The sequence below is a fragment of the Chelativorans salis genome (assembly GCF_025336525.1).
GTDB lineage: Bacteria > Pseudomonadota > Alphaproteobacteria > Rhizobiales > Rhizobiaceae > Chelativorans > Chelativorans salis.
This window is the reverse complement of the sequence record NZ_JAOCZP010000001.1, coordinates 1,192,138-1,218,198: the sequence shown is the minus strand read 5'-3', so window position 1 is coordinate 1,218,198 and position 26,061 is coordinate 1,192,138. Positions and strand designations below refer to the sequence as shown.

Sequence of the window (26,061 nt, the reverse complement as noted above, 5' to 3'; positions counted from 1 at the left end):
CTATCTCGGATTATCTGGTCGCCCCGGCCCCGCACTCGCCACTTTCAAGCCGCGTCCAGGCGCGAGGCGCGCAGCATGCCTTTTTCCTCCAGCACCGGATAGGCGCTCGAGGTGAGGAGCGAGTTGATCTGCTTGAGGTCGCGGATCGTGTCGAGATGCAAGGCGCTGCTCTCGATGCTATCGATCTGCCGTTGGCGCAGCCGCTCGAAATGGTGCTCGTTCGTTTCCTTTTCGCGCTCGCGCAGCCGGTCCTTCTCCAGCACAAGTTGGCGCGCCGTCTGCTTGTCCCGCGATACCAGCACGTTGAAGGCCAGCCGAGCATTAGCCAGAACGGCGGCGTGGAAGTCCGAGACCTCGCGCCAGCCCTCGGGCGTGAACGCCAGTTCCCGGTCGTGCTTTTTGCGCACGTGGACGAGCATGTTGCGCACGATGATGTCGCCGGCCTGTTCGAGCTTTATGGAGGCGCCGAGCAGTTCCTGCACGCGCCGGGCCTCTTTGTCGCTCAAGGTGCTCGCTGCCATCTCCGCCAGATACAGCTTGATGGCCGCATGGCGCCGGTCGATCTGGTCGTCGAGTGCGGCCAGCGCCTCCGCGCCCTCTTGGCTGTAGTTCTCGTAAAGGTCGATGATGCGCACCAGCATCACCTCCACCGTCTCGCACAGCCGCACCACCGCCCGCGTCGCGTTAGCGAGCGCCTCCGCCGGCCTTTGCAGCGCGTCGGGGTCCAAGGCGCTGACCTCGGTCTCAAAGGGGACTTCCGCGGTGCCATGTGCAGGAGCTCCGCTCCGCAGGAGGATCGCTTCGGCAGCGCGATGGACAAGGGGTGCCAAGGGGAGGCCGAGAACGACCACCATCAGGTTGAATGCGATATGGGCGTGGATCGCCTGCGCGGCCGGATCGGCGCCAAGGAGCGCGGGTGAGGGGGCCAGCGTGACGAAGGCAAGTACGGCACCGAGGGCAAACAGGCCGCGCAGCATCAAATTGCCCGCCGGCACGGCGCGCGCGGCCGCCGGCATCGTCTTCGAAAGCGCCATGGCGATCATTCCGGCCCCGAGATTGGCACCGAGCACTAGAACGATCGCCAGTTCGGCGGGTATAACGCCCCGCGCGGCAAGTGCCGCGATCAGCAGCACCGCGGCGACGCTCGAATGGAAGAGCCAGGTAACGATCGCTGCGATGAGGAAGGCTATGCCGGGATCTTGGGCGAGATAGCCGGTGATGACCGGCAGGATCGTGCTTTCGCGCAGCGGCTCCGATGCCTCGCCGATCATCTGCAGAGACAGGAGGAGAAGCCCCAGCCCCACGAGGATGCGCCCGAACTGGCGCCACGTCCGCCGCTCGGTGGCGAGAAAAATGGTGGTGCCTGCGAACAGGCAGACCGGGATCAGGAGACCGAGATCGAAGCTCAGGATCCGCACGACGAAGGCTGAGCCGAGATCGGCGCCGAGCACGGCCGAAAGGCCAGCCGTCCCGCCGACGATGCCGGAGCCGACGAACGAGCCGACGAGAAGGCTGACGGCAGTCGAGCTTTGCAAGGCAACGGCCATGCTCGTGCCGGCCAGGACGGCGATCAGCGGGTTCTTCAGTGCGCGCCGCAGCTTCTGCCGCAGAACGTCGCCATAGGCGCGGGTAACGCCGGTGCGCACCATCCGTGTTGCCCACAGGAGCAGCGCCACCGCGCCGGCAAGATGCGCGATCACAAGCGTGCCGCTCATCGCGCCTTCCCGTTTCTCATGGCATGCATATCCGGCTCCTTGCAGCGTGAAGCGGCCGCCCGTGCTTCAGTGAATGCGGTGGACGATCAATGGGTTCCGGCGATAGCACCGCTGCCCCCGCCGCCACTCTGCAACGCACCGCGGATGGCGAGGCGGTCGGCTACCGCCGCCGGCATCATCCAGTTCGGCTCCTGCCCGACAATACGGTCGAGGAACGGGATGGCCATGGCCGGCATGTCGGCGACGTTCTCCTTGAACGACCACCAGAAGCGGATTTCGTCGACGCAAGCCGCCAGAGGCTTCGCCTTCCCGAACTCCTGCTCATGGATGGTCATGATGCCGGAGATGCAGAAGCTCGTATAGAGAAATCCCACGGGCCAGAAATGCGCGATCTCGGCCGTCTCCCTCAGCTCCTCGGGCACGTCCTTGCGCCCGCTGTCGGCGATGTACTGGGCGGGGTGCTCGCGCAGAAGCTCGCAAAGGACGGCACCGGCGCCGAAAACGATCACATCGGAGCGGGCGACCCCGGCATACGGCCGCGCGCGCTCCAACGCTTCCAGCCAATTGAAGAAGGCGCGCGCCAGCTTGACGTCGTCGATCTCGTAGCGGATGCCGAAGGCGGAACGCACCTGCTCGGCGTTCTTGCGGAAGGCGACGCGGAACCACCGCCATTGCCGCAGCCGATGGCGCAAATCGGGAAGTGAAGCCAACGCGTCGTGAAACATGATGTCCATTATGCCCTCCTTGCATCGCCGGCGCCAGCGCAGGCACACTCTTTGCGGACCAAATTCTGGCCGCTTTTATACATATTGACAACTCAGAAAACAGATGTTCTTGTAGCAAACGGAGGAAGGCGCCCGCGCGGCGTGCAGCCTGGGGAGGTTCTCTATGGCAATATGGCAGTGGGCAATTCTTGCCCTGGCGGCGGTCTGGGCCCTGCAGTCCTTCGGCGTGTGGCTGCAGATGCGCCATTACACCGACGTGATGAAAGGCATCTCCAACAAGTATTCGGAGGGCTATATCGGCGCCGGCAATGCCAAGGGCCGGCTCGGCAAGGGCGTCATCGTGCTCGTCGTGGTGGACGAGGCACTGCGCGTCGAGCGGTTCCTGCAGATGAGCGGCCGGTCCGTCTTCGCGAAGTTCGCGCGGGTGCCGGAGTATGAAGGGCTCCCGCTCGACGCGCTGCGGGATGCCTCTGGTCCGCTCGGCCGGGCCGAGACCGGCGTCGCCGTGGCAACGGCACGCGCTATTGAGCAGATAGACAGGGCACGGGGAGCGGGCGAGGAGGCCACGACGGCTGTGCTGAGAACAGCGGAAAAACGGGCTTAGCAAGCGTCGCGGGCGGATGTGCCGCGAGAAAATGGGAGGTGACATGTCCATTCTATCTATGTTGTCGCAACATGCCGACCTGGCCACTGCAAGCCTGTCGCATGCCGGCGGCCTCGTATCGGAAGCCGTCATGCACGGCAGACAGGCCGTCGATCACGGCGGCAGCGACCTGATCGTTCTGGCTCAGGCGGACAACGGCATTTCGGTCGAAGAATTCCGCGAGCGGCTGCAGGAAGTCGAGCAGGAGGAACAGGTCGGCTGGCTATCCGCCGCCGGACGCTACTTCATCGGCATCTTCCAGAAAGGCGGCGAAGTATTCGCCGGCTTCGTAACCGGTATCATCCCCACCCTGGTGGTGCTGATGACTGCCTTCTATGCACTCACCGAGCTGATCGGCGAGAAGCGCGTGCACGGCGCCGCCCAGTGGGCCGGCCGCGTGGCGCTGACGCGCTACACGGTGCTACCGGTGATCGCCGTCTTCTTCCTCACCAACCCGATGGCCTACACCTTCGGCACGTTCCTGGAGGAGAAGCACAAGCCGGCCTTCTACGATGCGGCCGTCTCCTATGTGCACCCGCCGCTCGGCCTGTTCCCGCACGTTAATCCGGGCGAATACTTCGTCTGGGGCGGCATCCTCGTTGCGCTTCTGGAACTGGAGCGCAACGGCGCCGTGCCCACCGGCTATCACATCACGGTCGCCATCTGGTATGCCATCGTCGGTCTCCTCGTCATCCTGCTCAAGGGCATCCTGACGGAGCGCATCACGGCGATCATGGCGCGCCGGCAGGGCGTTGAGCTCTAGGGGTGGGGAGGAAACAATGGTTACAGTCAAGGAATTCACGGCCGTAAAAGTCTCCAAGGGCGCCGGTGGCTGGGGCGGACCGCTGGTCATCAAGCCGACCATCGAGCGCAGCAAGATCGTCTCGATCACCGGCGGCAAGATCCATCCCGTCGCCCATCGTCTCGCCGAGCTGACCGGTGCCGAGGTAGTCGACGGCTTCCGTACGCCGCCCGTCGAGGGCGAGCTCGCAGCGGTGATTGTCGACTGCGGGGGCACGGCGCGCTGTGGCGTCTATCCGCGCAAGCGCATTCCCACCATCAACGTGATGCCGGTCGGCCAGGCTGGCCCGCTCGCCCAGTTCATCACCGAGGATATCTATGTCTCCGGCGTCACGCCCGGCGACATGGCGCCGGCGGATGCGGCCGAGGCAGTCACCACGGGTGCCACCGGCGGCACGGCGGCCAAGTCCGCGGCTAACTTCTCCACCCCCTCGGCAGCACCCGAAGTGGCCGAAGAGGGAGGGGGCGGCCTCATCGGCCTTATCAGCTCGATTGGCCGCGTGATGGGCCGCGTCGTCGGCATCTTCTTTAATGCCGGCCGCAGGACCATCGACCAGGTGGTGCGCAACGTTCTGCCCTTCATGGCCTTCGTGACCATGCTGATCGGCCTCATCCTCTACACGGGCATCGGCGATCTGCTCGCTCAGCCCATGGGGCCGCTTGCCAACAACATCGTCGGCCTCCTGATTATCTCGGCCATCTGCGGCCTGCCGTTCCTGTCGCCCATACTGGGTCCGGGCGCGGTCATCGCCCAGGTGATCGGCGTCGCCATCATCGGCCCGCAGATCGCCAACGGCACCATCGCCCCGGCCATGGCACTGCCGGCGCTCTTCGCCTACAACACGCAGGTCGGCTGCGACTTCGTGCCGGTGGGGCTGGCGCTCGGCGAGGCCAAGCCGAAGACCATCGAGATCGGCGTGCCGGCGGTGCTGGTCAGCCGCCAGTTCATGGGCCCGGTCTCGGTGCTCATCGCCTGGGTGGTCAGCCTGTTCGTTCTGTAGGTGTGAGGAAGAAGAGGTCCTTCATGACGATCCATTACAAGACCCGGTTGACAAGTATCGGGCCCGAAGTGGCGGACCTCGCCGAGGGCGGCGTCCTCATCCTGTTCGCCGATGGCGCGCCGCCCGAGCTTGCCGAAGTATCGGTTCTCCACGCTGCGGAGGGGCCGGCCGGTCCCCCGCCCGCCGTCGGCTCGACCATCCGCATCGGTGACCTTGCCGCCAGCGTGACGGCCGTCGGTGAGACGGCCTGGGCCAAGGTGACCGACATGGGCCACGTCGTATTCAGCTTCAACGGCGCCTCCCAGGCCGACCGCCCGGGCGAGATCTGCGCCGACCCGATCGACGGTGCGGATCTCGCCGCGCAGCTCAAATCGGGCACCGACATCATCATAGAAAGCGCCGGCTGAAGCCGGCCGACCGCCTGTAGGAAACGGATCATGGAGCGCTCGGCAATCGTCAGAGTGAAGGAAGGGCTGCACGCCCGCCCGGCAGCCCGCTTCGTGAAGCTCGCCAAGGCCTTTCAGTCGGATGTCGAGATCGCCAAGGGCGGCAAGACCGTTAGCGCCAAGAGCTCGGTCAAGCTGATGCTCCTGACGGTCAAGGAAGGCGACGAGGTGACGCTCAAGGTCTGCGGTCCCGACGAGAACGAGGCAATGGGCATGCTCTTGGCTTATCTCGAAAACCCGCAGGCCGGGCTGGGCGACGAGCCCGAACAACAACAGCCGTCCACCGAAGGCACTGCAGTGGCCGGAGAGGCGTCGCATCAGCCGGGCGGATATAAGGGCGCCGCCGCCAGCGCAGGCGTGGCACTCGGCCCCGTCTTCCCCTATTTCCCGCCGACGCTCGAACCGGCCGACACAGACATTCCGCCTGCCGAGCGGGAGGCCGAGAAGGCCCGGCTCCGGAAGGCCGTCGCCGCTGTCACCGGACGCATGGAAACCATAATTGCCGCTGCTGCTCCCGGATCGGCCGATGCCGAGATCGTCAAGGCGCTGATCGAGCTCGCCAACGACGAGGATCTGATCGCCCGCGCCGAGGAGACCATCGGCCGCGGGCTAGACGCCGTCTCGGCCACGCTTGCGGCGGGAGAGGCTCTCGCAGTGGAGTTCGAGGGTCTGGACGATCCCTACATGAAGGCCCGCGCCGAGGACCTCCACGCGGTGACGCGCCAGATCTGCCTAGCGCTGACGGAGAAGGAGGACGTGGATCTTTCCGGAGTGCCGGACGGGGCGATCCTGGTGGCCGAGGACATCGGTGCCTTCGAGTTAGCGCGCGCGCCGCTCAGCCGCATCGCCGGCATCCTGTGTGGGCACGGCGGCGCCACTTCCCATGTCGCCATCATCGCCCGCAATCACGGCATTCCTGCCGTCATGGGGCTCGGTTCCACCATCGAGGTCTTCCGCACCGCAGGGTGGGCCGCCCTCGACGGCGGCCACGGCCTCGCCTTTGCCGACCCCGACGAGACACTCGAACGCGACCTCACCGCCCGCATCGCCCGCCAGGAGGAGGAGAGAAAAGCGCTTACCGCCTATGTCGATCACAAGCTGGTTTTGGCCGATGGCCGGGCGATCACCATCGCCGCCAATCTCGGCGCTCTCTCCGAGATTGACAACGCCCGCGCCGCCGGCGCCATGGGCGTAGGGCTCTTCCGCACCGAACTCATGTTCATGGCCCACCCCATGCTCCCCTCCGAGGAGGAGCAGTACGAAACCTACGCAGCGCTTGCCACCGCATTCGCGCCGGAAGACGTGATCGTGCGCACGCTCGACATCGGCGGCGACAAACCGGTGACCGGCATCGATTTCCCTGACGAGGAAAACCCGTTCCTCGGCTGGCGCGGCATCCGCATGTGCCTAGACCGCCCGGCGATCTTCAAGCCGCAGCTACGCGCGCTCCTGAGGGCCAACCGCGAAGGCAACCTCAAGGTGATGCTGCCCATGGTGTCGACCCTTGACGAGTTACGCCGCACGCGCACCCTCATCGAAGCCTGCGAAGCCGAACTCGAGCGAGAGGGCAAGGCCTTCCGCCGCTTCGCCCTCGGCGTGATGATCGAGACGCCGGCCGCCGTGTTGATCGCCCCCGAGCTGGCTGCAGAATCCGCCTTCTTCTCCATCGGCACCAATGACCTCACCCAGTACATCATGGCCGCCGATCGGCTCAACATGTCGGTGGCCGGGCTCGGAAACGTATCGAACCCGGCGGTGATGCGGGCAATCGAGTTGACCACCAAGGCGGGCGTCGAGGCGGGTATCATGGTGGGCATCTGCGGTGAGGCGGCGGCGGATACCGTGCTCATCCCGCGGTTTCTGAAGATGGGGATCAGCGAACTCAGCATGAGCCCCGCTTCGGTGCTAGCGGCCAAGAAGGCGGTAGCAGAGTACGCCGCCAAGGGGTGAGGCGGGGCTGATGATCCTGATGCGCTGCAAGTCTTACGGCGGGCAGGGCAATCGCATGTGGTTTGCGACTGACCCCCCACCTAACCCCTCCCCTCAAGGGGGAGGGGACGATGGCGGGCTTGACCGAGCTTCCCTCCCCCTTGAGGGGAGGGATTGATGGTGGGGGTCCGGCAAAGCCGAACATAGCTCAATTCACAAGCAATAGCCCTACTACGGCAGATGCGGCGCAAGCTTCGCGTAAACAGCCGCCAACCGCTCCTCCGCATCCTCGGCGGCCATCGCGCTTTCCAGCTCCTCCTGCCGCGCTAACGCTGCCGTGACGGTGCCGTCGATCAGTTCTGCCTGCGCGCTCGCCCCCGCATTCGTCCACGCCACGGCGACCGCCAGGCCAATGATCGCATAGCTGAAATCGACGATCTCGGCCTTACGGCGGCTCGGGCCGCCGGTGAGCGCAAGGATGACGGGCTCGCGCCGCGCCAGTTCCAGGGCCAGGCGCGCGGCAAGTTGGCAGGCGGCCTGCTCGTCGCCGTTGCGCGCCGCCGCCACAAGCCTGGCGCTGCCGCGTTCCAGCGCATGACGCGCGTCGCCCAGGCGCGATTCATGTATCAGCGGGTCGGCAAGGCCGAGAGCAGCTAGAATGCCTTTAGTAAGCCGGTACATATCCCGCTTGAACAGTGCGGCGCCGCGCAGACCGCCGGGCGCGAAATGAAGCCGCGGGTCGAGCAGGCCGCTTTCCTCCCGGTGCGGCCGCAAGGGCGGCGGCGCAAAGGAGACGGCGATCGTCTCAGCCTGGGTAAGGGCAGTATCGGAGATTCGCGCCACCTCGCGCAGCAACTCCCGCGGGCCGGCCGTCAAGGACTGACGGCTGACGGCAACATCTCTCGCGCTACCGGAGGCAAGCCGGCGCACCACATGGCGCGCGTCGCGCACGCGGTCCCTGACCGCGCTTGCCAGTTCCTCGCTCAGGCCACCGAGGGGTGCGCTCCCTTTTTCGTCGGGGTTCTCAACCATGGCTCTTGTTGCTATCCATCGAAGGGCATACCGAAAACAGACTTCGCAAAACAATTTAGCGGGGATCGGTGCCGTTGCGAAGAAGGAACCGGCCGCCGGCGACACGTCAAGGGAGATTTCGTTGGCAGGACGGCAGAGCAGAGGCGGCGGCAAGGCCAGGAAATCAGCGGCCGCCGAGATGACGGGCGACCGACTTGCCGCACCGTCACGCTCCGACCGCGCCCGCCTGCGCGCCGCTTGGATGTACTACATCGAACAGATGACCCAGAGCGACATCGCCGATGTGCTCGGCGTCGGCCGTGTCACGGTCGTGCGCATGCTTGCCGAGGCCAGGCTGCGCAACGAGGTGAAGATCGCCATCGAGGGCGAGCTGGTCGAGATCGTCGCGCTTGAGCGCCGCCTGGAAAAGCACTTCGGCCTGGAGCGCGCCATCGTCGCGCCGGCCTCCGGACCCGAGGCCGACGTCACCCCCGCCATCGGCGCGGCCACGGGCCGGTATCTCTCCGAGGCCGTCGAGTCCGGCCTGAGGGTCGGCGTCGGCTGGGGCCGCACACTCCTGAACTGCCTCCCCTTCCTCACCGGGCGCCAGCTCGATGACCTGCAGGTTATCTCGCTTCTGGGCGGCATCATCCATGCACGTCGGTTCAATCCGGCCGAGTTTGCCTGGCAGTTCGCCCAGGCCTTTCGCGGCAATGCCTATCTCATCCCGGCGCCGGCGCTTGTCGACAGCGCTGAGACGCGGCAGGCTCTGATCGAGCGCTGCGGCCTGAAGGATATCTTCGAGATGTCCAGCGCACTGGACATGGTGGTCTTGAGCGTCGGTGGCCTGGCCGCCGCCACCACAACGACGCATCAGGTGGGCTTCCTGAGTGAGGAACAACTTGATTCGCTGAAGGCCGCCGGCGCAGTGGGCGACATCCTCTTTCACTTCATCGACCGCAAAGGCCGGATCGTCGACCATCCGCTCAACGATCTCGTCATGTCTGTCGGCCTTGACGAGATTCGCCACGGCAAGCGGCGGATTCTCACCTCGGGCGGTGCCGATAAGACCGAGGCGCTGTTCGGCGCTCTGGCGGTGATCGAGCCGCATGTCCTGATCACCGACGAGTTCTCAGCCCGCCGGCTGCTTGAGGCTGAGGGCTAGAACGGGCCTCGCCTTACCCGAAGTCCTCCGGATCGAAGGTATATTCCTTAGAGCAGAACTCGCAGCTGACGCGGATGATGCCGTCTTCCGTGCTCTCCTCGATCTCCTCGGCGGTGAATCCGTCGAGGATCGCTTTGATCTTGTCGCGCGAGCACGAACATTCCTCCTTCACGCCTACGCCCTCGTAGACGCGCACGCCCTGCTCATGGAACAGGCGGTAAAGCAGGCGCTCAGTACCGACGGAGGGGTCGAGCAGTTCGTCCGGCTCCACTGTCTCAACAAGCGCGAGCGCTTCCTGCCAGGCGTTGTCTTCCGGATGGCCGTTGCTGTTGTCGTCCTCATCGCCGTCGCCGCCCGGCAGGTCGGCCATGCGGCTGCGCTCGGGCGCGGCGGGCAGAAACTGCAGGAGCAGGCCGCCGGCGCGCCAGCGCTCCCCGCCGCTGTCGCCCGGCACCACGATGCGGGCGACGCCGAGCCGCACCTCGGTGGGGATCTGCTCCGACTGGCGGAAATAGGTCCGCGCGACGTCCTCCAGCGTAGAGCCGTTGAGCTCGACGACGCCCTGATAGCGCTGGGTATGCTCGCCCTGGTCAATGGTGAGCGCCAGCACGCCGACGCCAAGCAGCGCTTCGGGCGAAGCCTCCCCCTGGGCGACGGCCTCGTCCAGGCGCTCCTGATCGAAGCGCGCATAGGCGCGTACGGAGCCGGGGGTGGTAAAATCGGCCACCAGCATGTCGACCGGCCCGTCCGTTCGTGTCTGGACGATGAACTTGCCGTCGAACTTGAGCGAACTGCCGAGGAGCACGGTGAGTACGATCACCTCGGCGAGCAGACGCGCTACCGGCTCGGGATAGTCATGCCGCGCGAGGATCTGGTCGAGCATGGGGCCGACCTGGACGGCGCGGCCGCGTACGTCCAGCGCCTCCACGTCGAAAGGCACGACGTAGTCGTCGCCGGCGAAGCCGAACTCTCCCAGCCTGATCGTCTGTTCGCTCACGGATTGAGGCACCAGGCGAGAACCGCTTTCTGCGCATGAAGGCGGTTTTCCGCCTCGTCGAAGACCACCGAGTGCGGTCCGTCGATGACGGCATCCGTCACCTCCTCGCCGCGGTGCGCCGGCAGGCAGTGCATGAACAGGGCATTGTCTTTGGCGTGACGCATCAGTTCTTCGTTCACCTGATAGGGTTGAAACACGTTGTGGCCGCGGGCGCGATGCTCCTGGCCCATCGAGACCCAGGTGTCGGTGACCACGCAGTCGGCATCCCGCACCGCCTCCTCGGCCGAATGGATGATCGCGACGCGGCCGCCGTTGGCCTTGGCCCACTCTATATAGTGCGGTTCCGGCTCGCTGCCCGCAGGGACGGCGACATTTAGCCGGAATCCGAAACGGGCGGAGGCTTCGAGCATGGAGTGCAGCACGTTGTTGCCGTCGCCGGTCCAGGCGAAGAGCCGGTCCTTCACGCTGCCGCGATGCTCCTCGAAAGTCATGATATCAGCCATGATCTGGCAGGGGTGCGTGTCGTCGGTGAGCCCGTTGATGACCGGCACCGCGGCATTCTCCGCCAGCTCCAGAAGCCGGTCGTGGCTGGTGGTGCGGATCATGATTGCGTCGACATAGCGAGACAGCACCTTGGCTGTATCGGCGATCGTCTCGCTGCGGCCAAGCTGCATCTCCGCGCCCGTCAGCATGATGGTCTCGCCGCCAAGCTGGCGCATCCCAACATCGAAGGAAACGCGCGTGCGCGTCGATGGCTTGTCAAAGATCATTGCCAGCACCTTGCCGGCGAAAGGCTTCTCGCGCTCGCCCGCCTTCAGCCTCTCCTTGCGCGAGCGCGCGTCGTCGAGCATGAAGCGCAGATCGCCGGCGGAGACGGCGGAAATGTCGATGAAATGGCGTGGGCTCGTCATGGGCCTTCCTTCACTCAGCCGTCAGCAGGCGCGGCGGCCGTCACCGCCTCCATGGCGGCGCGGATGCGCTCCAGTGCATTCTGTATTTCCTCGTCGCTGACGTTGAGCGGGGGAAGCAGGCGCAGCACGTTCTCGCCTGCGGGCGCGCATAGAAGCTTCTCCTCCCGCATCGCCTTCTGGACGACAGCATTGGGAACCTTGCAGCGTATGCCCAGCATCAGGCCCTCGCCGCGGATTTCCTCGACGATCTCGGGGAACGCGTCGGCGATGGCGGCGAGGCCCTGCTTCAGGAGCAGGCCCTTGCGCGCCACGTCCTCCAGGAACCCTTCCTCCAGCACGATGTCGAGCACCGCATTGCCAACCGCCATGGCGAGCGGATTGCCGCCGAAGGTGGTGCCGTGAACTCCGGGCGTCATCCCCTTGGCTGCTTCCTCTGTGGCCAGACAGGCGCCCATGGGAAAACCGCCACCGATGCCCTTGGCGACGGCTGCGATATCCGGTTTCACGCCCGACCATTCGTGCGCCAGGAATCTTCCGGTGCGGCCGACGCCGCTCTGCACCTCGTCGAGGACGAGAAGCAGCCCGTGCTTGTCGCATAGCTCGCGCAGCTTGCGCATGGCGGCCAGGGAAAGCCGGCGGATGCCGCCCTCGCCCTGCACCGGCTCAACGAGAATAGCGGCGGTCTCCGGTCTGATCGCCTTCTCCACCGCCTCCATGTCGCCAAAGGGCACCTGGTCGAAGCCCTCGACCGGCGGGCCGAACCCTTCCAGGTACTTCTTCTGTCCGCCGGCGGCGATGGTGGCGAGCGTGCGTCCGTGGAAGGCGCCCTCGAAGGTGATGATGCGGACGCGGTTTTCCTCGCCGTTGACGAAATGGTAGCGTCTGGCCGTTTTGATGGCGCATTCCAGCGCCTCTGCACCGGAATTGGTGAAGAACACCTTGTCGGCGAAGCTGGCTTCCGCCAGCCGTTCGCCGAGCCGGCGCTGGCCGGGGACTTCGTAGAGATTGGAGATGTGCCAGAGACGGCCCGCCTGGCCGACGAGCGCTGCCACCAGATGCGGGTGCGCATGCCCCAGCGAATTGACGGCGATGCCGGCGGCGAAGTCGAGATAGCGCGTGCCGTCGGCGGTCATCAGCCACGAGCCTTCACCGCGCTCGAAGGCGAGGGGAAGGCGAGCATACGTATCGTAAAGCGCCGAACCGCTCATGAATACTTTCTCCGGAGGGCCTGTGGTGCGCGGCACGGGAAAATGCCGCCGGCAAGCCGATGAAACCAAAATGCCGCCCGAGGGGCGGCACGCGGGCTTTTATCAGGGTTTTCCGGCGCGAAGTCAACGCGGGGCGGCAATTCCCGACATGAGCGCAGGCACTGCCTCAGGCGCGGGATTCGTCCAAGTTGGGGAAAACCGCAAAAACAGATTCGCGGCGCCTGCCGGACTCTTGCCACGGAGTCAACCGATAATGTAGTTTGCCCCTGTAACGACTACATTTCGTGCGGCGATCATCATACCCGAGTAGATGTGGTGTCCCTCCGGCTTTGTGCTGGATGGAAGCCCACCCGGATTCCGCACGCTTGCACAGGAGCGTGTCCTGATGAACTGGACAGACGAGCGCGTCGAGATGCTGAAGAAGCTTTGGGCCGAGGGCCTGAGCGCGAGCCAGATCGCCGCGCAGCTGGGCGGCGTCAGCCGCAACGCTGTCATCGGCAAGGTGCATCGGCTGAAGCTTTCCAGCCGCGGCCGCGCCGCCGCATCTCCGGCGCGGCAGAAGAAGAGCACGGCCTCAGGCGGTAGTGGAGGTGCGCGGCGGCAACGCAGCTCCCGCCCGATCACCGCTTCCGTGGGCGCCACCGCGCTCAAGGTGCAGTTCGAGGAGGACGCGGTCGCTTACCAGCGGCTGCGCCCGGTCGAGAATGTCGTAGTGCCGATCTCCCGCAACCTGAAGCTGGTGCAGCTTACCGAGCACACCTGCAAGTGGCCGAATGGCGATCCGCTCTCGGAGGATTTCAGCTTCTGCGGCAATAACGCAGGGGAAAGCAGCCCCTACTGCACCTATCACTCCAAGCTCGCCTACCAGCCGGCCTCGGAGCGCCGCCGCAACAGATAGGGCGGGAAGACCGCGAGGTGGGGATATTCTGAGGCGGCACAAGCCGCCTCTTTTTTTGCTCGCCGTTTTTACCGGCCACCGTCTGACGGCATTCCCGCGATGAGCGCCCCACTCTGTGTACCTGTCCATCGGAAGACAACTATCCTTATCCAGAGAAGGACATGCGGTTCACAGGCGCATGTCCACCTTATTTTTGCCTCCTTACTTAAGCATAGATTACGATTATTGTAGAAAATTTACCCATCGTATATCGAATAACCTGGATCATATTGCGAAATAACAAAACATTTTATGGAACTATTTGATGTTATCAATGCTTTTTGTGCGGCGCATCGGCCTCGCAATACTTGCTTGCGCTGCTGTTGCCGGGACATATCTTCTTGCTCTGCACCTCTACGGGAATTTCCATACCGTCATACCGGGTGAACTCTATCGTTCGGCCACGCCGACGCCGGAGCGGCTGGAGCGCTATCATGATCTCCATGGCATCAAGACGATCGTGAACCTGCGCGGCCACGATGATGACGAACCCTGGTTCGTGAGCGAGGTCGCCACGGCAAGGAAGCTTGGCATCGCCCACCGCGACTTTCCCATGTCGGCCGACAGGGAACTCACCTTTGAGCGGGCGGCCAAGCTGATCAACTTACTGAAGGAGGCGGAAAAGCCGATCCTGATCCACTGCAAAGCCGGGGCGGACCGCAGCGGCCTGATCTCCGCCCTCTATATGTTCGCCGTGGCAGGCATCAGCCGGGTGAGGGCCGGAAAGCAGCTTTCCGTCTTCTATGGTCATGTGGGGATTCCCTATCTTTCGCCAACTTACGCCATGGACAGAAGCTGGGCTGCACTTGGAAAACTGCTCGCGCCCGACACATCTTCTTCCAGGGAGGCCGGACCGGCGACGTCGCAAGAAGAGCAGCGGAAAGACAGCGCGCTTCCAATGAGCCTTCCCGCCGGCCGGCAGGATCTCGAGCCTGCCGTCAGATAGGCGGTCCCGCCTCGGTGTATCGCGGACAAGCGCCGTCGCCCGTCAATCTTCCTGCTGCGTCGGCGCTACTATCTTATGGCTCTTGTCTTCCTTCGGCCGCTCGGGCGGCAGCACGGTGCCGGTGACGATGTGATAGACAGTCTCGGCGATGTTCGTGGCGTGGTCGCCGATACGCTCGATGTTCTTGGCGCAAAAAACGAGGTGGGTGCAGGCGGTGATGTTCCGCGGGTCTTCCATCATGTACGTCAAAAGCTCGCGGAAGAGCGAGGTGTACATGGCGTCGATCTCTTCATCGCGGTCGCGCACGAAGCTGATCTTGTCGGCCGAGTGGGAAGCGTAGGCGTCGAGCACCTCCTTGAGCTGGGTAAGCGCCAGGTCGGATAAAGCCGACAAGCCACGGAAGAGCCGTGTCGGCTGGCGAGCCTCCGTCACCGCGGCGACGCGCTTGGCGATGTTCTTGCCCAAATCGCCGATACGCTCCAGGTCGCCGGAAATGCGTATGGCGCCGACGATCTCGCGCAGGTCCCCCGCCATCGGCTGGCGCTTGGCGATGATGATGACAGCCTTCTCGCCAATCTCGCGCTCCTTCTCGTCCAGGAAGGCGTCGTCCTCGATCACCTTCTTGGCAAGTGCGGCGTCGCCGCTCACCAGCGCCGCGACCGCCTGCTCCACCATGCGTTCGGCATAGCCGCCCATCCCGCCGATCTGGTTGGTCAGGAGGCGCAGTTCCTCATCGAACGAACGCATGATGTGCTGGCTTTGCATGGTGTTACCGTTCCGCTGACGCAAATCACCTATAGTCTTTCGTAGGCTACGCAGATGACGGGAAAAAGATAGGCCTGTGCATGAGGATTGCCAGTGCCGTCCGAACGGACGGGCAGCGCTTTAAGGTCGCGGCGGGAAATGGACCGTGAAGGACGAGCCTTCGCCTACCCGTGACCTGATCGACAGGCGCGCGCCGTGGCGGGTGAGGATGTGCTTGACGATCGACAGGCCGAGGCCCGTGCCCTTCTGTGCACGGCTCGTCTCCACGTCGACGCGGTAGAAGCGCTCGGTGATGCGCGGGATGTGCTCCTCGGCGATCCCCGGGCCAAAATCCGTTACGGTGACGGTCTTCTCACCCCCGGGCCCGGCATATTCAGCCGAAACGACCACGCGGCCGCCGGAGCTTCCATATTTGCAGGCGTTCTCCACCAGGTTCTCGAACACCTGCACCAGTTCGTCGCGGTCGCCCGCTACTTCCAGCGGTGTCTCCGGCAGCTCAAATTCAATGGCAACACCGGATTCACTTGCAAGATGAGCCAGCGAATCCCCGACGCCTTCGAGCAGCAGGCGCAAATCGACCTTGTCGCTCGGCGTCACGTAAGGTCGTATTTCCAGGCGGGAGAGGGATAGGAGGTCGTCGATCAGCCGCGCCATGCGGGCGGTTTGGTTCTGCATGATCTGCAGGAAATTCTCGCGCGCCTTCGGGTCGTCGCGGGCTGGCCCGCGCAACGTCTCGATGAAGCCGGCGACGGAAGCGAGCGGTGTGCGCAGCTCATGGCTGGCGTTGGCGATGAAGTCGGCGCGCATGCGGTCGATGCGGCGCGCCTCGCTCTGGTCCTTGAACAAAAGCACGAAAAGCCCTGTTCCCTCTCCAATAGGCATGGCTGAAACGCGGTAGACGCGCTCGATTGGCACACGCTCGGCATAGTCGGTTGCTGACGGCTCACCGTCGGCAAGCACGCGGGCGATAAAATCGTGCATCTCCGGCGCGCGGAATTTGAGCTGCAACGAAGCGCCCGGGGCGATGGGACCGAAGGCTACCGCAGCTGCCGCGTTGGCATAGACGACCTCGCCGCCACGGTTGAAGATATAGAGCGGATCCTGGACGGCCTCGGCGAGGTGTATGGCCGGAAGCGTGTCTATATTGGGGGCGAGACCTTCGCTTCTCTGCATGGCAACACGCTCACCGCCCCCGCCGGGAAACAGCATCGCCACGGCAAGCACGAAGGCGACGGCACCAGCAGCAGCTAGCCCACCGCCGCCCAGGTGGAGATCGAGGGCAAGAAACGCCGCTGAAGCGGCAGCGAGTACAGGCCAGTTGCGGCCCAGGCGCCTCTTCGCCGCCTTCAGCCATTCGGGAGACGAACCGTTTTCATCACCTTCCATGCATGCCTCCCTGTCGACAGACCCTAGACCTTGCCGAGCACCGCCAATAGCATCAACCTACTATCGCTGCGAGGGATCGACTTTTATGAACAAGGCTCTGGATAACGACACTTCCGAAGTCGGCAAGTCGCTGACACTGTACGTCGACGGCGTCAAGCGCCAGTTCGACATCAACGATCCCAAGCTTCCAGGGTGGGTCGAGGATCATGCGCTCACGGGGGGCGGCTATCCCTATGACGACAAGCTGAAGAAGAAAACCTACGAAAAGCAGCTCGAGGCGTTGCAGGTAGAGCTGGTCAAGCTGCAGGATTGGCTACGGGAAAGCGGTGAGCGCGTGGTGGCGGTGTTCGAGGGCCGTGATGCGGCCGGCAAGGGCGGCAGCATCAAGCGCGTGCGCGAATATCTGAACCCACGCACCGCACGCAACGTGGCACTGGTGAAGCCGACGGAGACCGAGCGCGGGCAGTGGTATTTCCAGCGCTATGCGGCGCAGCTACCGACTGCCGGCGAGTTCGTCACCTTCGACCGCTCCTGGTACAACAGGGGCGTCATTGAGCCCGTCATGGGCTTCTGCACGCCGCAAGAGCACGAAAAATTCCTCGACGAGGCGCCGAAGTTCGAGCGCATGATCGTCAATGACGGCATCCACCTTTTCAAGTTCTGGCTGAACATCGGCCGGGAGACGCAGCTTAAGCGGTTCCACGCCCGCCGGCACAGCCGGCTGAAATACTGGAAGTTCTCCTCGATCGATCTGGCCGCCATGGAGAAATGGGACGATTTCACACGTATGCGCGACCTTATGATCGAGCGCACCCATACCCATGATGCGCCGTGGACGGTCGTGCTTGCAAACGACAAGCGCCGGGCTCGTCTGGGTGTAATCCGCCACATGCTCGCTGCGTTGTCCTATCCTGGCCGCGATGTCGAGGCGATCGGCGAGGAAGACAATAAAGTGGTTCGCGCCGGCCCTGCACTCCTGCGCTGACCTCTGGTGCCTGCTGGCCGGCTCGGCCGGTGCGGCGTCTTCTCCCAGTGATGCGGGCGGCGGTAGAGTTGCCAGAGCGCGCGCCAGGCCGCGAGTGACAGAAGCGTCCAGTAGGCGGGCGTCCGCAGCACGTGTTTCCAAAGGTCGCGGCGTTCGGGCGTAGGCAGCGTCCACCACCCGAGTGCCAGAAAGGCGCCGTAACCGAACACGACATTGAAAAGATCGAGCAGGAGTATCGTGCTATACTGAGTGGGTATCTCGCCATGGAAGGCGAAGTACGCCGACAGCACCAGGATCGTTAGCAGGAAGATGGAGTTGCCCAACGCCGAAAGAAACATGCCTGGAAACAGGACTTGTGTCACGGCGAACGAATGCGGCCCCAGATCCCGCACCATCTCCCGGACGTCGCGCATATGCACCAGCCATGTCTGCGCCCAGCCTTTGAGCCAGCGTGTTCGCTGCGGTAGCCAGACGCGGAAGCCGGTTGGCGCATCCTCATAGGTGGGGAAGGTGATGGTGTCCGTTTCATAGCCGAGCCGCCGCAGGCGCAGGCCGAGATCGGCGTCTTCGGTGACGTTGCATGGGTCCCATCCGCCGACGCGCTCCAGAACCGCACGGCGGAAATGGTTCGAGGTGCCGCCCAGCGGCAACACGAGGCCATGGCGCGCGAGCCACGGCAGAACGCCGTGAAACAGCGCCGAATATTCGAAGGCGAACATCGCCGAGATCCAGCTTTCGCGACGGTTCGAGATGACAAGCGGCGCCTGCAGGCACGCCAGTTCCTCGCCGCTCTCGCGGAAGCGTTGCCAGGCTTCGACGAGTTGAAAAGGGTGCGGCCGGTCCTCCGCATCGTAGAGAACGAGAAGCTCGCCGGTGGTCATCGGTAGGGCGTACGACAGCGCTTTCGGCTTCGTGCGCGGTCCTTCCGGGGGCACCTCGACCACCTCGATATAGGAGCGCAATTCCTGCGCGCGAAGGGCCTCCAGCGTCTCGCTGTCGTCGCTCTCGCAGACGAGCTTGATCTCCAGCTTGCTGCGTGGCCAGACGAGGCGCCCCAGCGCAAGCAGGAGATCCGGAACGATCTCCGCTTCCTTGTAGAGCGCAATGAGAACCGTATAGACCGGCATCTCCTCCGTCTTGACGGCCTTGAGAACCGTCATGGGCGGCGCCTGGCGCACGCTGCTGGCGACCGCCAGCCGCAGGGCGACACAGGACAGAAAGGAAAGCGACAGCACGACATGCAGCACCAGCAGCACCTGGCTCGGCCATAGAAGCAAGCCCGCCGGCAAGGCCACCGCAAGCGCACCGAGGGTGGCACCCTGCCACGCATTGACGACGAAACGCGCGGAAAACTTCGGCAACGCCTCGAAAAGCCCGTTGATCGCTATGCGTGTAAGGCTCTCCCTTGCCCGGCCCAAGACAGCCCGCCTCAGGACGGAGGGCGCCACGACGCGCATTGCCCGTGCGATACGCGGATAGCGCTCCAGGTAGCGCAGCATTGCCGCGATATTCAGGCCGTCCGGAGCGATCAGAAGCATTGGCTGGCCCGCGGCGTCCAGAGCAGCTGCGGTGCGCACGCCGCCGACGCGGCGCAGGGCGCTCAGACAATGATGCTGGCGCATGAGCAGGCTTTCGGGCCGGACATCGGCGACGAAGCCGAGCCCAAGATGCTGCGCGAGAGCGCGAAACAGCTTGGCCTCGTTCACCAGCCCGGAAGCTATAAGCTCCGCCTGAAACGGAACGCCGGCCAGGCTGGCGCGGCCCTCAACGCCGCGAAGTTCACTATAGGGAAGGCCAAGCTTCTCTAGGATCGGCCACCACTCCGCCAGTCCCGACGGCGCTCTTGTATCGCCTTGCGACACCGGTCCTCTGCGGCCGGCCGCCTCAACTCTATCCGGTACAAACATGCATCACCAACGACATGTGCGCCGAAGCGCGGGAACTCGTGACCGCACCTCAGCAGGCGGAGCGTCGCTGGCTTGGACTTCGCCGGAAAAAGTATCTCAAATTCGGATGCAACGCGGACGTGCTGGATTTAGCACACAATATTCCCCTTCCGGCAGTGATGCGGCAGCACCAGCGCCGGCCCCTTGAAGGTACCGTTTGCATTTTGCGCCCCTGATTTCAGACTGGAGCCGATATTGCTCCAACTGATGTCCCCAACGCTTTTCATACTGTGTCATTCCGACGCAGCGGTCAACACCGTACATATGAGGGCAATACAGGTGGTGGTTGTAGCCGCAGCCAGCGTTTCACTGGTCAGCCGTTTAGGCTATAGCTTGCCCAAAGCGGGATGGAGGATCGATATCTTGCGCATGTTCGCCGCCGTGTTTCTGGCCATCGTCATGGTGCTGGGCAGCGCATCGCCCGGCGCTGCGGAGACACGGATCCCACAGATATGGGACGCGAAGCAACGCCTGCCGAAGCCGGAGGTCCTGCCCCTTCAGCGGCTGCGTTTCCTGACGACGACAGATTTCTTCCCTTTCAACTTCCTCGATTCCGATGGCCGTCTCGCTGGCTTCCACGTCGATCTGGCACGCGCCATCTGCGAAGCGCTCGAGTTGGAGGACCGCTGCCAAATCCAGGCTCTGCCTTTCGACGAACTGGAAGCTGCGCTGGATGATGGCCAGGGTGAGGCGTTGATCGCCGGCCTGGCGATCACACGGGAGGCGCGTGAAAAATATCTCTTCTCGCGCTCCTATCTGCAGTTTCCCGCCCGCTTCGTCACACCCAAGGATGCCGTTTTTGCCGAGCCCCTTCATGAGAAGGTCGCCGGCAAACGTGTCGGCGTCAGGGCCGGCACGGCACACGAACAGATGCTGCGCGACCTGTTCGCCGAGGCGCGTGTGGTAACCTATTCGCGACGGGAATGGCTCCTCGGCGACCTGAAAGCGGGCAAGCTCGATGCCGTTTTCGGCGACGGCATGCGGCTTGGCTTCTGGCTCGTCGGCCCGGATGCAGAAGGCTGCTGCGTCTTTGCCGGCGGGCCATACCTGGCGCCGGAATATCTCGGTCACGGGCTGGCGATCGCTGTGCGGAAGGACCAGCCGGCGCTGGCTGGGGCACTCGACTACGCATTGCAGAAGATCGAAGAGCGCGGCACCTTCGCCGAGCTCTATCTGCGCTACTTCCCGGTCGGTTTCTATTGATCGCGCCGGTTGGCAAGGAACGGCAGCACCAGCGCCCATAGAAGCTTGGTCGTGCCGGCGCCGCGATACTGCCTGAGCCCAATCTCCATGTCCCGATGGCCGCGCCGCGGCTGGCCCACATAGGTTCGGAACAGGCGGTCCCAGAACGGAAAATTGAAGCCGTAGTTCGAATCGGTCTCGCCGCGGATGCTCGAATGGTGCACGCGGTGCATGTCCGGCGTGACGAGAATAAGCCGCAGGAAGCGGTCGACGGGCCGCGGAATGTTGATGTTGGAATGGTTGAACATCGACGTGCCGTTGAGCACGATCTCGAAGACAAGCACCGCCAGCACCGGCGCCCCCAGCGCCACCACCACCGCCGCCTTCCACAGCATGGAGATCAGGATCTCGAAGGGATGGAAGCGCAGCCCAGTGGTCACGTCGAAGCCGTTGTCGGCATGGTGCATGCGGTGAATGCGCCATAGGAGCGGGATCTTATGGCTCGCCACATGCTCCAGCCAGACGGCGAAATCGAGCAGCACGAAAGAAAGCGCTCCGGCAAGCACTGCATTCAGGCCGAAATAGCGGAAAAGACCCCATCCCTCGGCCTCCGCCCACAGCCCCGCGCCCACGGCAGCGGCCGGGAAAACGACGCGTAGGATCGCAGAGGAAATGAGAACCAGCGACAGATTTGTCACCCAACGCCGTGTCTTCCACGCGCCGGCCATCTCATCGCGCTCCAGCCGTGGCGACCACAGCTCGTAGGCTGCCATGGCCGCGAAGATGACGGCAAAGGCGAGGAGCCGGATCGCGGCCTCGGAAAGCATTAGATTTTCCATGCCCTCTTATTCCGCGCCTGTGGCCCAGAAGCCAGTCACATGCGCTTGAGCGGGCGTGTCAGACCAGGGGCCGGTGGCGGGCACGCGCGGCGCGCTCGATCGCCGCGGCAACCAGCGGCTCGATATGGAGGCGGCTGCGCACGATCTGCAGCATGCGCTTTTCCTCCGGTTCCACGTGCAGATCCGCCGCGGCCACCTCCACGGCCAGCGCATAGGCCGTATCGTGCAGCCTGGTCGGCACGACGTCGCGCACCGCAGCGAGGATACGCTCCAGCCCGTTATCCTCCTGCAGGATCTGCTGGCATTGGCGGGCGACCTCGATGATGCGGTTCTCGTCGAAATCCTTGAAGACGGGCAACCGATGGATGACGCTGCCGATGCTGCCCAGTTCGGCATCGGTCATGTCTCGGTCGGCCGCCGACATCACGACCATCAGATAGATCAGCGCTTCATGGGCTGACGGCTGCAGGCTCATTCGGCGTCCCTTTCCTTCTCCAAGTCCGCCGAGCCTATGCACCGCCGCCGGTCACCGCAACGAAAAATCGCGGTCTCGATTGACGCACCGCGAGGCCAGCCTTAGACCAGCGACGGAAACAGCCTTGCCACTGGACAACGAACATGACGACCACCACGAGAAAAGCGCTCGAACTCACGCCTGAGGTGCTCGAGGCGGCCGCCGAGAGCAAGGCCTGGCCCTTCGAGGAGGCGCGGCGGATCGTCAAACGCTATGAGGGGGCTGGTTTCCCGGAGACGGTGCTGTTCGAGACCGGCTACGGACCGTCCGGCTTGCCACATATCGGCACCTTCGGCGAGGTGGCGCGCACCTCCATGGTGCGCCACGCTTTCCGCATCCTCACCGAGGATCGGGTGAAGACCAAGATCCTGTGCTTCTCGGACGACATGGACGGCCTGCGCAAGGTGCCGGGCAACGTACCCAACCGCGAAATGCTCTCCGCGCATCTCGGCAAGCCGCTGACGCGCGTGCCGGATCCGTTCTCCAACGAGTATCCTTCCTTCGGCGCCGCCAACAACGCGCGGCTCAGGGCGTTCCTCGACCAGTTCGGCTTCGATTACGAGTTCGCGTCCTCCACCGACTACTACACCTCCGGCCGCTTCGACGCGACGCTGCTGAAGGTCCTGGAACGCTTCGATGAGGTGATGGCAATCATGCTGCCTTCGCTGCGCGAGGAGCGGGCGCAGAGCTATTCGCCTTTCCTGCCCATCCATCCGAAGACCGGCGTGGTCATGCAGGTGCCCATCGACGAACGCAAGCTTGACGCTGGCACTATCGTCTGGCGCGACCCCGAAACCGGCGAGCGCTTCGAGACTCCGGTAACCGGCGGTGAGGCCAAGCTGCAGTGGAAGCCGGACTGGGCCATGCGCTGGGCGGCGCTTGGCGTCGACTACGAGATGTCGGGGAAGGACCTGATCGACAGCGTGAAGCTGGCGGCGCAGATTTGCAGCGCACTCGACGCCCGCCCCCCCGAGGGTTTCAATTACGAATTGTTCCTGGACGAGAAGGGACAGAAGATCTCCAAGTCCAAAGGCAACGGCATCACCATCGACGAGTGGCTCGCCTACGCGCCGACGGAGAGCCTGTCGCTCTACATGTTTCAGAAGCCGAAAGCGGCCAAAAAGCTCTATTTCGACGTCATCCCGAAGGCGGTGGACGAATATTATTCCTTCCTGTCCGCCTATCCGAGGCAGGACTGGCGAAACCGGCTCGGCAACCCCGTCTGGCACATCCACGACGGCAATCCGCCGGATATCGACCTGCCGGTACCGTTCGCGCTGCTCCTCAATCTCGTCAGCGCCTCGAATGCGCACGAGAAGGAGGTGCTCTGGGGCTTCATCTCGCGCTACGCGTCAGGCGTGACCGCCGAAACGCATCCCGCGCTCGACCGGCTGACCGATTATGCCATCCGGTACTTTGATGATTTCGTGAAGCCGACAAAGGAATTCCGGGCGCCCGACGAGGTCGAGCGGCAGGCCCTCGCCGAACTCGCGGAGAAGCTTTTAACTCTACCGCCGGACGCCAGCGGCGAGGACATCCAGAATGCGGCGCTCGACGTGGCACGCGGGATCGAGCGCTACCAGGACCACAAGCGCACGAGCCCGACCGGCGGCCCCGGCGTCTCCGTCGCCTTCTTCCAGATGCTCTATCAGGTGCTTCTCGGCCAAGAACGCGGCCCCCGCTTCGGCTCCTTCGCGGCCCTCTACGGCATCGCGGAGACCCGCGCGCTGATCGAAAAGGCGCTGGCCGGGGAATTAGCCGCATAAGGGAGACAGCAGCAGAATCGGTGCTACGCTTCCAGGCGTTATCAAACACGCGGTGGAAAGTTCGTGCGTGCCTTTACCCTCGGCAAGCTCAGGAGGCTCACCATGAGGGTAAAAGGCAAGGCAGCGCTCTGCAGGCGTTGACGTCGAAGGGCAGGCACAAACGCCACCTCTTGGTGAGCCCCTGAGCTTGCCGAAGGGCGAACCACGAGAGCGGGATGCCGCCCTCCATCCCTATTGGCTAGCCCAGACAATACGGGCAATCCACTCCACTTCGTTCCTCTGCAGCAAGCGGTTGGGATGGTCGGTGTTGAGCGACAGGAGCTCGATCTGGCGCGCCGTCTGGCGCTCCAGCACCTTGGCCATCACCTCGCCCTCGACAGTCTTGACGACTACCCGGTCGCCGCGGCGCAACCGGGCAGTCGGTTCGACCACGAGAACGTCGCCGTCACGATAGAGCGGCAGCATGGAATCGCCCTGCACCTCCAGCGCATAGGCTCCTTCGCTCATCTTGCCCGGCAGGTCGACATGCTCCCACCCCTCGCCGACGGGAAAGCCCGCATCGGTGAAGAAACCGCCGGCGCCGGCCTGGGCGAAGCCGATCAGCGGCACGCTGGAGCGTGCCAACCCTCGCGCGCCGTTGTCATCAACCAGCGCCATGAACTCGTTGAGCGAGGCGCCGGTGGCTTCCATCACCTTGGCTAGCGATTCTGTTGAAGGCCAGCGCGGACGGCCATCGGCGGAATAGCGCTTGGAGCGGTTGAAGGCGGTGGAATCGAGCCCAGCCTTGCGGGCAAGCCCGGATGCGGACAGCGCGTAGCGCGCGGCGAGCGCGTCAATGGCAGACCACACCTTTTCGTGCGAAAGCACGCCCCATTCCTCCCGAAACAGCCGAAACAGGAAAAAATACCTGTCCAGCCTTTCTAACCCGTCGGGGATTACTTGTCCATAAACGGAGCTGCGGAAAATGCCGGCCGCCCGCTGGCCAGTGCATGGTCCAGATACTCGATCCGGTCCTGCCCCCAAAAGACCTCGCCGTTAAGCACATAGGCAGGCACGCCCACGGCATCGGCGGCGATGGCTTCTTCCGTGTTGCGGGCGCGGATGGCGGCGGTCTCCGGCTTGTTGGCCGCCGGCAGGATGACCTCCGAATCGAACCCTTCTGCGCGCAGATGAGCGGCAAGCACCGCGCGGTCGGCGATATCCTCCTCATTCACCCACAGGGCAGCGAAAACCTGCGCCACGTAGCCCAGCGGGTCGTGGCCGGCCTCCACCAGGGCGATGATCGTCTGGTCGGCCAAGGCGGGGTTCACCGGCCAGTATCGCGGCTTCGGATTGATGGGCATGCCGCGATAGTCGGCAACGCGCTGCAGCTCGAGGAAGCGGTAGCGCTGGCGCACCGGTGGGCGCTTGGCCGGCGGCACGGCGCCGGAATTCTCGAAAAGCCCCATCAGGCTCACCGGCTTCACCTTGAGCGACACGCCATGCTTCTGCGCCACCGCACGCAGGGCCTGGTGCCCGAGATAGGAGAACGGCGACAGCGCCGTCATGTAGTAGTCGATGGTCTTTGACATGGAAGCCTCCGAAACCGGTCCTATTCGCTCGCTCATGCGTTGAATAGCGCCGACAGAACAACATAGCGTGAGGAATGCAAGATACGCAGGATCTCCACGCGTCCGTAAGCAAAAACTGCCGGTTCAAGAGCCATTCGTCGCTACCGTTCTCAGCCCCCGATGCGAAGCCATGAATGTCTGTTCCGCTTCATGAGGCGGGCGCGGGGGTGCGTCGTTGCCGATCGCGGCCATGACCGCCCCGGCCTCCACGAAGCGGCGGCCCTTGAAGTCGTAGATGCCGCCGGTGGTGAGGATGATCGCTGCGGTACGGCCATCCTGCAGGAGGAAGCGATGGCGTCCGATGATCTGCGTGTCCTCCCAGGTCTCGATGCTGGAGACCAGCTCGAAGCGCTGCCACAGGCGGATTTCGCGTACATAAGCCACCTGCAGCCCGCCCAGAAGCGGACCCCAGCCGCGTTTCCTTGCCGCCGCCACGAGGCCACCGCGCAGGAAGATGTCGATGCGCCCCATATCCGCCAGCATCATGTAGCGGGCGTTGTTGAGGTGGAAGTTCATATCGAGGTCGGTCGGCAGGCAGCGGAAGGCCAGCCGGCCTTCCTCGCCCACCGTGACGCGGCCGCGGCGCTTGTAGGTCGCCGCGACCCGCAGAAGCCGCATCCAGACATACATCGC

At 64.2% G+C, this 26,061-nt stretch carries 25 protein-coding genes; 11 read left to right on the top strand and 14 right to left on the bottom strand.

What is annotated here, in order from left to right; genetic code table 11:
• Positions 1–44: 44 nt before the first annotated feature.
• Both N5A92_RS05670 and N5A92_RS05665 read right to left on the bottom strand, forming a co-directional pair.
• Positions 45–1,715, bottom strand: a complete 1,671-nt coding sequence (locus N5A92_RS05670; protein WP_260900920.1) for a Na/Pi cotransporter family protein — start codon at positions 1,713–1,715, stop codon at positions 45–47.
• Positions 1,716–1,801: 86 nt separating this feature from the next.
• A complete protein-coding gene (locus N5A92_RS05665) occupies positions 1,802–2,449 on the bottom strand; it encodes a hypothetical protein (protein WP_260900919.1) in 648 nt (215 codons plus the stop codon).
• Positions 2,450–2,603: 154 nt separating this feature from the next.
• On the opposite strand from N5A92_RS05665, the gene N5A92_RS05660 reads away from it, so the two are divergent.
• Genes N5A92_RS05660 through ptsP form a run of 5 tightly spaced genes read left to right on the top strand, consistent with a single transcriptional unit; the run spans position 2,604 to position 7,281 of the window.
• Entirely contained in the window at positions 2,604–3,044 is a 441-nt protein-coding gene (locus N5A92_RS05660) for a transcriptional regulator GutM (protein WP_260900918.1), read from the top strand.
• A gap of 43 nt (positions 3,045–3,087) precedes the next feature.
• Entirely contained in the window at positions 3,088–3,846 is a 759-nt protein-coding gene (gene srlA, locus N5A92_RS05655) for a PTS glucitol/sorbitol transporter subunit IIC (protein ID WP_260900917.1), read from the top strand.
• A 16-nt stretch (positions 3,847–3,862) separates the two neighbouring features.
• Positions 3,863–4,885: a PTS glucitol/sorbitol transporter subunit IIB gene (gene srlE / locus N5A92_RS05650; protein ID WP_260900916.1), complete on the top strand. Its 1,023-nt coding sequence runs from the start codon at positions 3,863–3,865 to the stop codon at positions 4,883–4,885.
• Between the two features lie 23 nt (positions 4,886–4,908).
• Positions 4,909–5,292 carry a PTS glucitol/sorbitol transporter subunit IIA gene (locus N5A92_RS05645; RefSeq protein ID WP_260900915.1) on the top strand — a complete coding sequence of 128 codons (384 nt, stop codon included), beginning with the start codon at positions 4,909–4,911 and terminating at the stop codon, positions 5,290–5,292.
• 30 nt (positions 5,293–5,322) lie between these two features.
• Positions 5,323–7,281 (top strand): phosphoenolpyruvate--protein phosphotransferase, encoded by a 1,959-nt coding sequence (gene ptsP / locus N5A92_RS05640; RefSeq protein WP_260900914.1) that lies wholly within the window; start codon positions 5,323–5,325, stop codon positions 7,279–7,281.
• A 210-nt stretch (positions 7,282–7,491) separates the two neighbouring features.
• Here the strand turns inward: ptsP and N5A92_RS05635 are convergent, their stop codons facing one another.
• A complete protein-coding gene (locus tag N5A92_RS05635; RefSeq protein WP_260900912.1) occupies positions 7,492–8,292 on the bottom strand; it encodes a hypothetical protein in 801 nt (266 codons plus the stop codon).
• 121 nt (positions 8,293–8,413) lie between these two features.
• On the opposite strand from N5A92_RS05635, the gene N5A92_RS05630 reads away from it, so the two are divergent.
• A complete protein-coding gene (locus N5A92_RS05630) occupies positions 8,414–9,436 on the top strand; it encodes a sugar-binding transcriptional regulator (protein WP_425248530.1) in 1,023 nt (340 codons plus the stop codon).
• A 13-nt stretch (positions 9,437–9,449) separates the two neighbouring features.
• On the opposite strand, the gene N5A92_RS05625 is transcribed toward N5A92_RS05630, so the two are convergent.
• The 3 genes from N5A92_RS05625 to N5A92_RS05615 are packed head-to-tail and all read right to left on the bottom strand — an operon-like array spanning position 9,450 to position 12,552.
• A complete protein-coding gene (locus N5A92_RS05625) occupies positions 9,450–10,433 on the bottom strand; it encodes an Hsp33 family molecular chaperone (RefSeq protein ID WP_260900911.1) in 984 nt (327 codons plus the stop codon).
• A complete protein-coding gene (argF, locus tag N5A92_RS05620; RefSeq protein WP_260900910.1) occupies positions 10,430–11,344 on the bottom strand; it encodes an ornithine carbamoyltransferase in 915 nt (304 codons plus the stop codon). The genes N5A92_RS05625 and argF overlap by 4 nt, the downstream gene beginning before the upstream one ends.
• Positions 11,345–11,358: 14 nt before the next feature.
• Positions 11,359–12,552 (bottom strand): aspartate aminotransferase family protein, encoded by a 1,194-nt coding sequence (locus N5A92_RS05615; protein ID WP_260900909.1) that lies wholly within the window; start codon positions 12,550–12,552, stop codon positions 11,359–11,361.
• Between the two features lie 385 nt (positions 12,553–12,937).
• Here N5A92_RS05615 and N5A92_RS05610 point away from each other — a divergent pair, with 385 nt between their 5' ends.
• Together N5A92_RS05610 and N5A92_RS05605 are read left to right on the top strand one after the other, a co-directional pair.
• Positions 12,938–13,450, top strand: coding sequence for a GcrA family cell cycle regulator (locus N5A92_RS05610; protein WP_260900908.1), 513 nt, complete (start codon positions 12,938–12,940; stop codon positions 13,448–13,450).
• A gap of 304 nt (positions 13,451–13,754) precedes the next feature.
• Positions 13,755–14,435, top strand: a complete 681-nt coding sequence (locus tag N5A92_RS05605) for a dual specificity protein phosphatase family protein (RefSeq protein ID WP_260900907.1) — start codon at positions 13,755–13,757, stop codon at positions 14,433–14,435.
• Positions 14,436–14,477: 42 nt separating this feature from the next.
• Here the strand turns inward: N5A92_RS05605 and phoU are convergent, their stop codons facing one another.
• Both phoU and N5A92_RS05595 read right to left on the bottom strand, forming a co-directional pair.
• Positions 14,478–15,200: a phosphate signaling complex protein PhoU gene (phoU, locus tag N5A92_RS05600; RefSeq protein WP_260900906.1), complete on the bottom strand. Its 723-nt coding sequence runs from the start codon at positions 15,198–15,200 to the stop codon at positions 14,478–14,480.
• Positions 15,201–15,320: 120 nt separating this feature from the next.
• Positions 15,321–16,586 (bottom strand): ATP-binding protein, encoded by a 1,266-nt coding sequence (locus tag N5A92_RS05595; protein ID WP_260900905.1) that lies wholly within the window; start codon positions 16,584–16,586, stop codon positions 15,321–15,323.
• Positions 16,587–16,671: 85 nt separating this feature from the next.
• On the opposite strand from N5A92_RS05595, the gene ppk2 reads away from it, so the two are divergent.
• Positions 16,672–17,571: a polyphosphate kinase 2 gene (gene ppk2 / locus N5A92_RS05590; RefSeq protein WP_260900904.1), complete on the top strand. Its 900-nt coding sequence runs from the start codon at positions 16,672–16,674 to the stop codon at positions 17,569–17,571.
• Here ppk2 and N5A92_RS05585 read toward each other — a convergent pair.
• Positions 17,493–19,433 (bottom strand): glycosyltransferase, encoded by a 1,941-nt coding sequence (locus N5A92_RS05585; RefSeq protein ID WP_260900902.1) that lies wholly within the window; start codon positions 19,431–19,433, stop codon positions 17,493–17,495. The genes ppk2 and N5A92_RS05585 overlap by 79 nt on opposite strands.
• A 453-nt stretch (positions 19,434–19,886) precedes the next feature.
• On the opposite strand from N5A92_RS05585, the gene N5A92_RS05580 reads away from it, so the two are divergent.
• Positions 19,887–20,720 (top strand): transporter substrate-binding domain-containing protein, encoded by an 834-nt coding sequence (locus tag N5A92_RS05580; protein ID WP_260901018.1) that lies wholly within the window; start codon positions 19,887–19,889, stop codon positions 20,718–20,720.
• Here the strand turns inward: N5A92_RS05580 and N5A92_RS05575 are convergent.
• Positions 20,714–21,538: a sterol desaturase family protein gene (locus tag N5A92_RS05575; protein ID WP_260900901.1), complete on the bottom strand. Its 825-nt coding sequence runs from the start codon at positions 21,536–21,538 to the stop codon at positions 20,714–20,716. The genes N5A92_RS05580 and N5A92_RS05575 overlap by 7 nt on opposite strands.
• Before the next feature lie 58 nt (positions 21,539–21,596).
• Entirely contained in the window at positions 21,597–22,013 is a 417-nt protein-coding gene (locus N5A92_RS05570) for a tellurite resistance TerB family protein (RefSeq protein ID WP_260900900.1), read from the bottom strand.
• A gap of 143 nt (positions 22,014–22,156) precedes the next feature.
• On the opposite strand from N5A92_RS05570, the gene N5A92_RS05565 reads away from it, so the two are divergent.
• Positions 22,157–23,818, top strand: coding sequence for a lysine--tRNA ligase (locus tag N5A92_RS05565; RefSeq protein ID WP_260900899.1), 1,662 nt, complete (start codon positions 22,157–22,159; stop codon positions 23,816–23,818).
• 231 nt (positions 23,819–24,049) lie between these two features.
• Here the strand turns inward: N5A92_RS05565 and N5A92_RS05560 are convergent, their stop codons facing one another.
• The 3 genes from N5A92_RS05560 to N5A92_RS05550 form a co-directional block, all read right to left on the bottom strand.
• On the bottom strand, positions 24,050–24,685 hold the full coding sequence (locus tag N5A92_RS05560) for a S24 family peptidase (protein WP_260900898.1): 636 nt from the start codon (positions 24,683–24,685) through the stop codon (positions 24,050–24,052).
• Positions 24,686–24,753: 68 nt separating this feature from the next.
• Complete coding sequence (locus N5A92_RS05555; RefSeq protein ID WP_260900897.1) at positions 24,754–25,389, bottom strand: 2-hydroxychromene-2-carboxylate isomerase; 636 nt, start codon at positions 25,387–25,389, stop codon at positions 24,754–24,756.
• A gap of 123 nt (positions 25,390–25,512) precedes the next feature.
• Complete coding sequence (locus N5A92_RS05550) at positions 25,513–26,058, bottom strand: thioesterase family protein (RefSeq protein WP_260900896.1); 546 nt, start codon at positions 26,056–26,058, stop codon at positions 25,513–25,515.
• Between the last annotated feature and the right edge of the window lie 3 nt (positions 26,059–26,061).

What these genes read in the sequence shown, in the direction of transcription:
- N5A92_RS05645 (WP_260900915.1), top strand. Translation starts at nt 4,909, where the DNA reads ATGACGATCCATTACAAGACCCGGTTGACAAGTATCGGGCCCGAAGTG.
- ppk2 (WP_260900904.1), top strand. Translation starts at nt 16,672, where the DNA reads ATGAACAAGGCTCTGGATAACGACACTTCCGAAGTCGGCAAGTCGCTG.
- N5A92_RS05605 (WP_260900907.1), top strand. Translation starts at nt 13,755, where the DNA reads ATGTTATCAATGCTTTTTGTGCGGCGCATCGGCCTCGCAATACTTGCT.
- srlE (WP_260900916.1), top strand. Translation starts at nt 3,863, where the DNA reads ATGGTTACAGTCAAGGAATTCACGGCCGTAAAAGTCTCCAAGGGCGCC.
- N5A92_RS05565 (WP_260900899.1), top strand. Translation starts at nt 22,157, where the DNA reads ATGACGACCACCACGAGAAAAGCGCTCGAACTCACGCCTGAGGTGCTC.
- ptsP (WP_260900914.1), top strand. Translation starts at nt 5,323, where the DNA reads ATGGAGCGCTCGGCAATCGTCAGAGTGAAGGAAGGGCTGCACGCCCGC.
- argF (WP_260900910.1), bottom strand. Translation starts at nt 11,344, where the DNA reads ATGACGAGCCCACGCCATTTCATCGACATTTCCGCCGTCTCCGCCGGC.
- N5A92_RS05580 (WP_260901018.1), top strand. Translation starts at nt 19,887, where the DNA reads ATGTTCGCCGCCGTGTTTCTGGCCATCGTCATGGTGCTGGGCAGCGCA.
- N5A92_RS05665 (WP_260900919.1), bottom strand. Translation starts at nt 2,449, where the DNA reads ATGGACATCATGTTTCACGACGCGTTGGCTTCACTTCCCGATTTGCGC.
- N5A92_RS05595 (WP_260900905.1), bottom strand. Translation starts at nt 16,586, where the DNA reads ATGGAAGGTGATGAAAACGGTTCGTCTCCCGAATGGCTGAAGGCGGCG.
- N5A92_RS05555 (WP_260900897.1), bottom strand. Translation starts at nt 25,389, where the DNA reads ATGTCAAAGACCATCGACTACTACATGACGGCGCTGTCGCCGTTCTCC.
- N5A92_RS05670 (WP_260900920.1), bottom strand. Translation starts at nt 1,715, where the DNA reads ATGAGCGGCACGCTTGTGATCGCGCATCTTGCCGGCGCGGTGGCGCTG.
- N5A92_RS05615 (WP_260900909.1), bottom strand. Translation starts at nt 12,552, where the DNA reads ATGAGCGGTTCGGCGCTTTACGATACGTATGCTCGCCTTCCCCTCGCC.
- srlA (WP_260900917.1), top strand. Translation starts at nt 3,088, where the DNA reads ATGTCCATTCTATCTATGTTGTCGCAACATGCCGACCTGGCCACTGCA.
- N5A92_RS05660 (WP_260900918.1), top strand. Translation starts at nt 2,604, where the DNA reads ATGGCAATATGGCAGTGGGCAATTCTTGCCCTGGCGGCGGTCTGGGCC.
- N5A92_RS05570 (WP_260900900.1), bottom strand. Translation starts at nt 22,013, where the DNA reads ATGAGCCTGCAGCCGTCAGCCCATGAAGCGCTGATCTATCTGATGGTC.
- phoU (WP_260900906.1), bottom strand. Translation starts at nt 15,200, where the DNA reads ATGCAAAGCCAGCACATCATGCGTTCGTTCGATGAGGAACTGCGCCTC.
- N5A92_RS05635 (WP_260900912.1), bottom strand. Translation starts at nt 8,292, where the DNA reads ATGGTTGAGAACCCCGACGAAAAAGGGAGCGCACCCCTCGGTGGCCTG.
- N5A92_RS05610 (WP_260900908.1), top strand. Translation starts at nt 12,938, where the DNA reads ATGAACTGGACAGACGAGCGCGTCGAGATGCTGAAGAAGCTTTGGGCC.
- N5A92_RS05575 (WP_260900901.1), bottom strand. Translation starts at nt 21,538, where the DNA reads ATGGAAAATCTAATGCTTTCCGAGGCCGCGATCCGGCTCCTCGCCTTT.
- N5A92_RS05550 (WP_260900896.1), bottom strand. Translation starts at nt 26,058, where the DNA reads ATGTATGTCTGGATGCGGCTTCTGCGGGTCGCGGCGACCTACAAGCGC.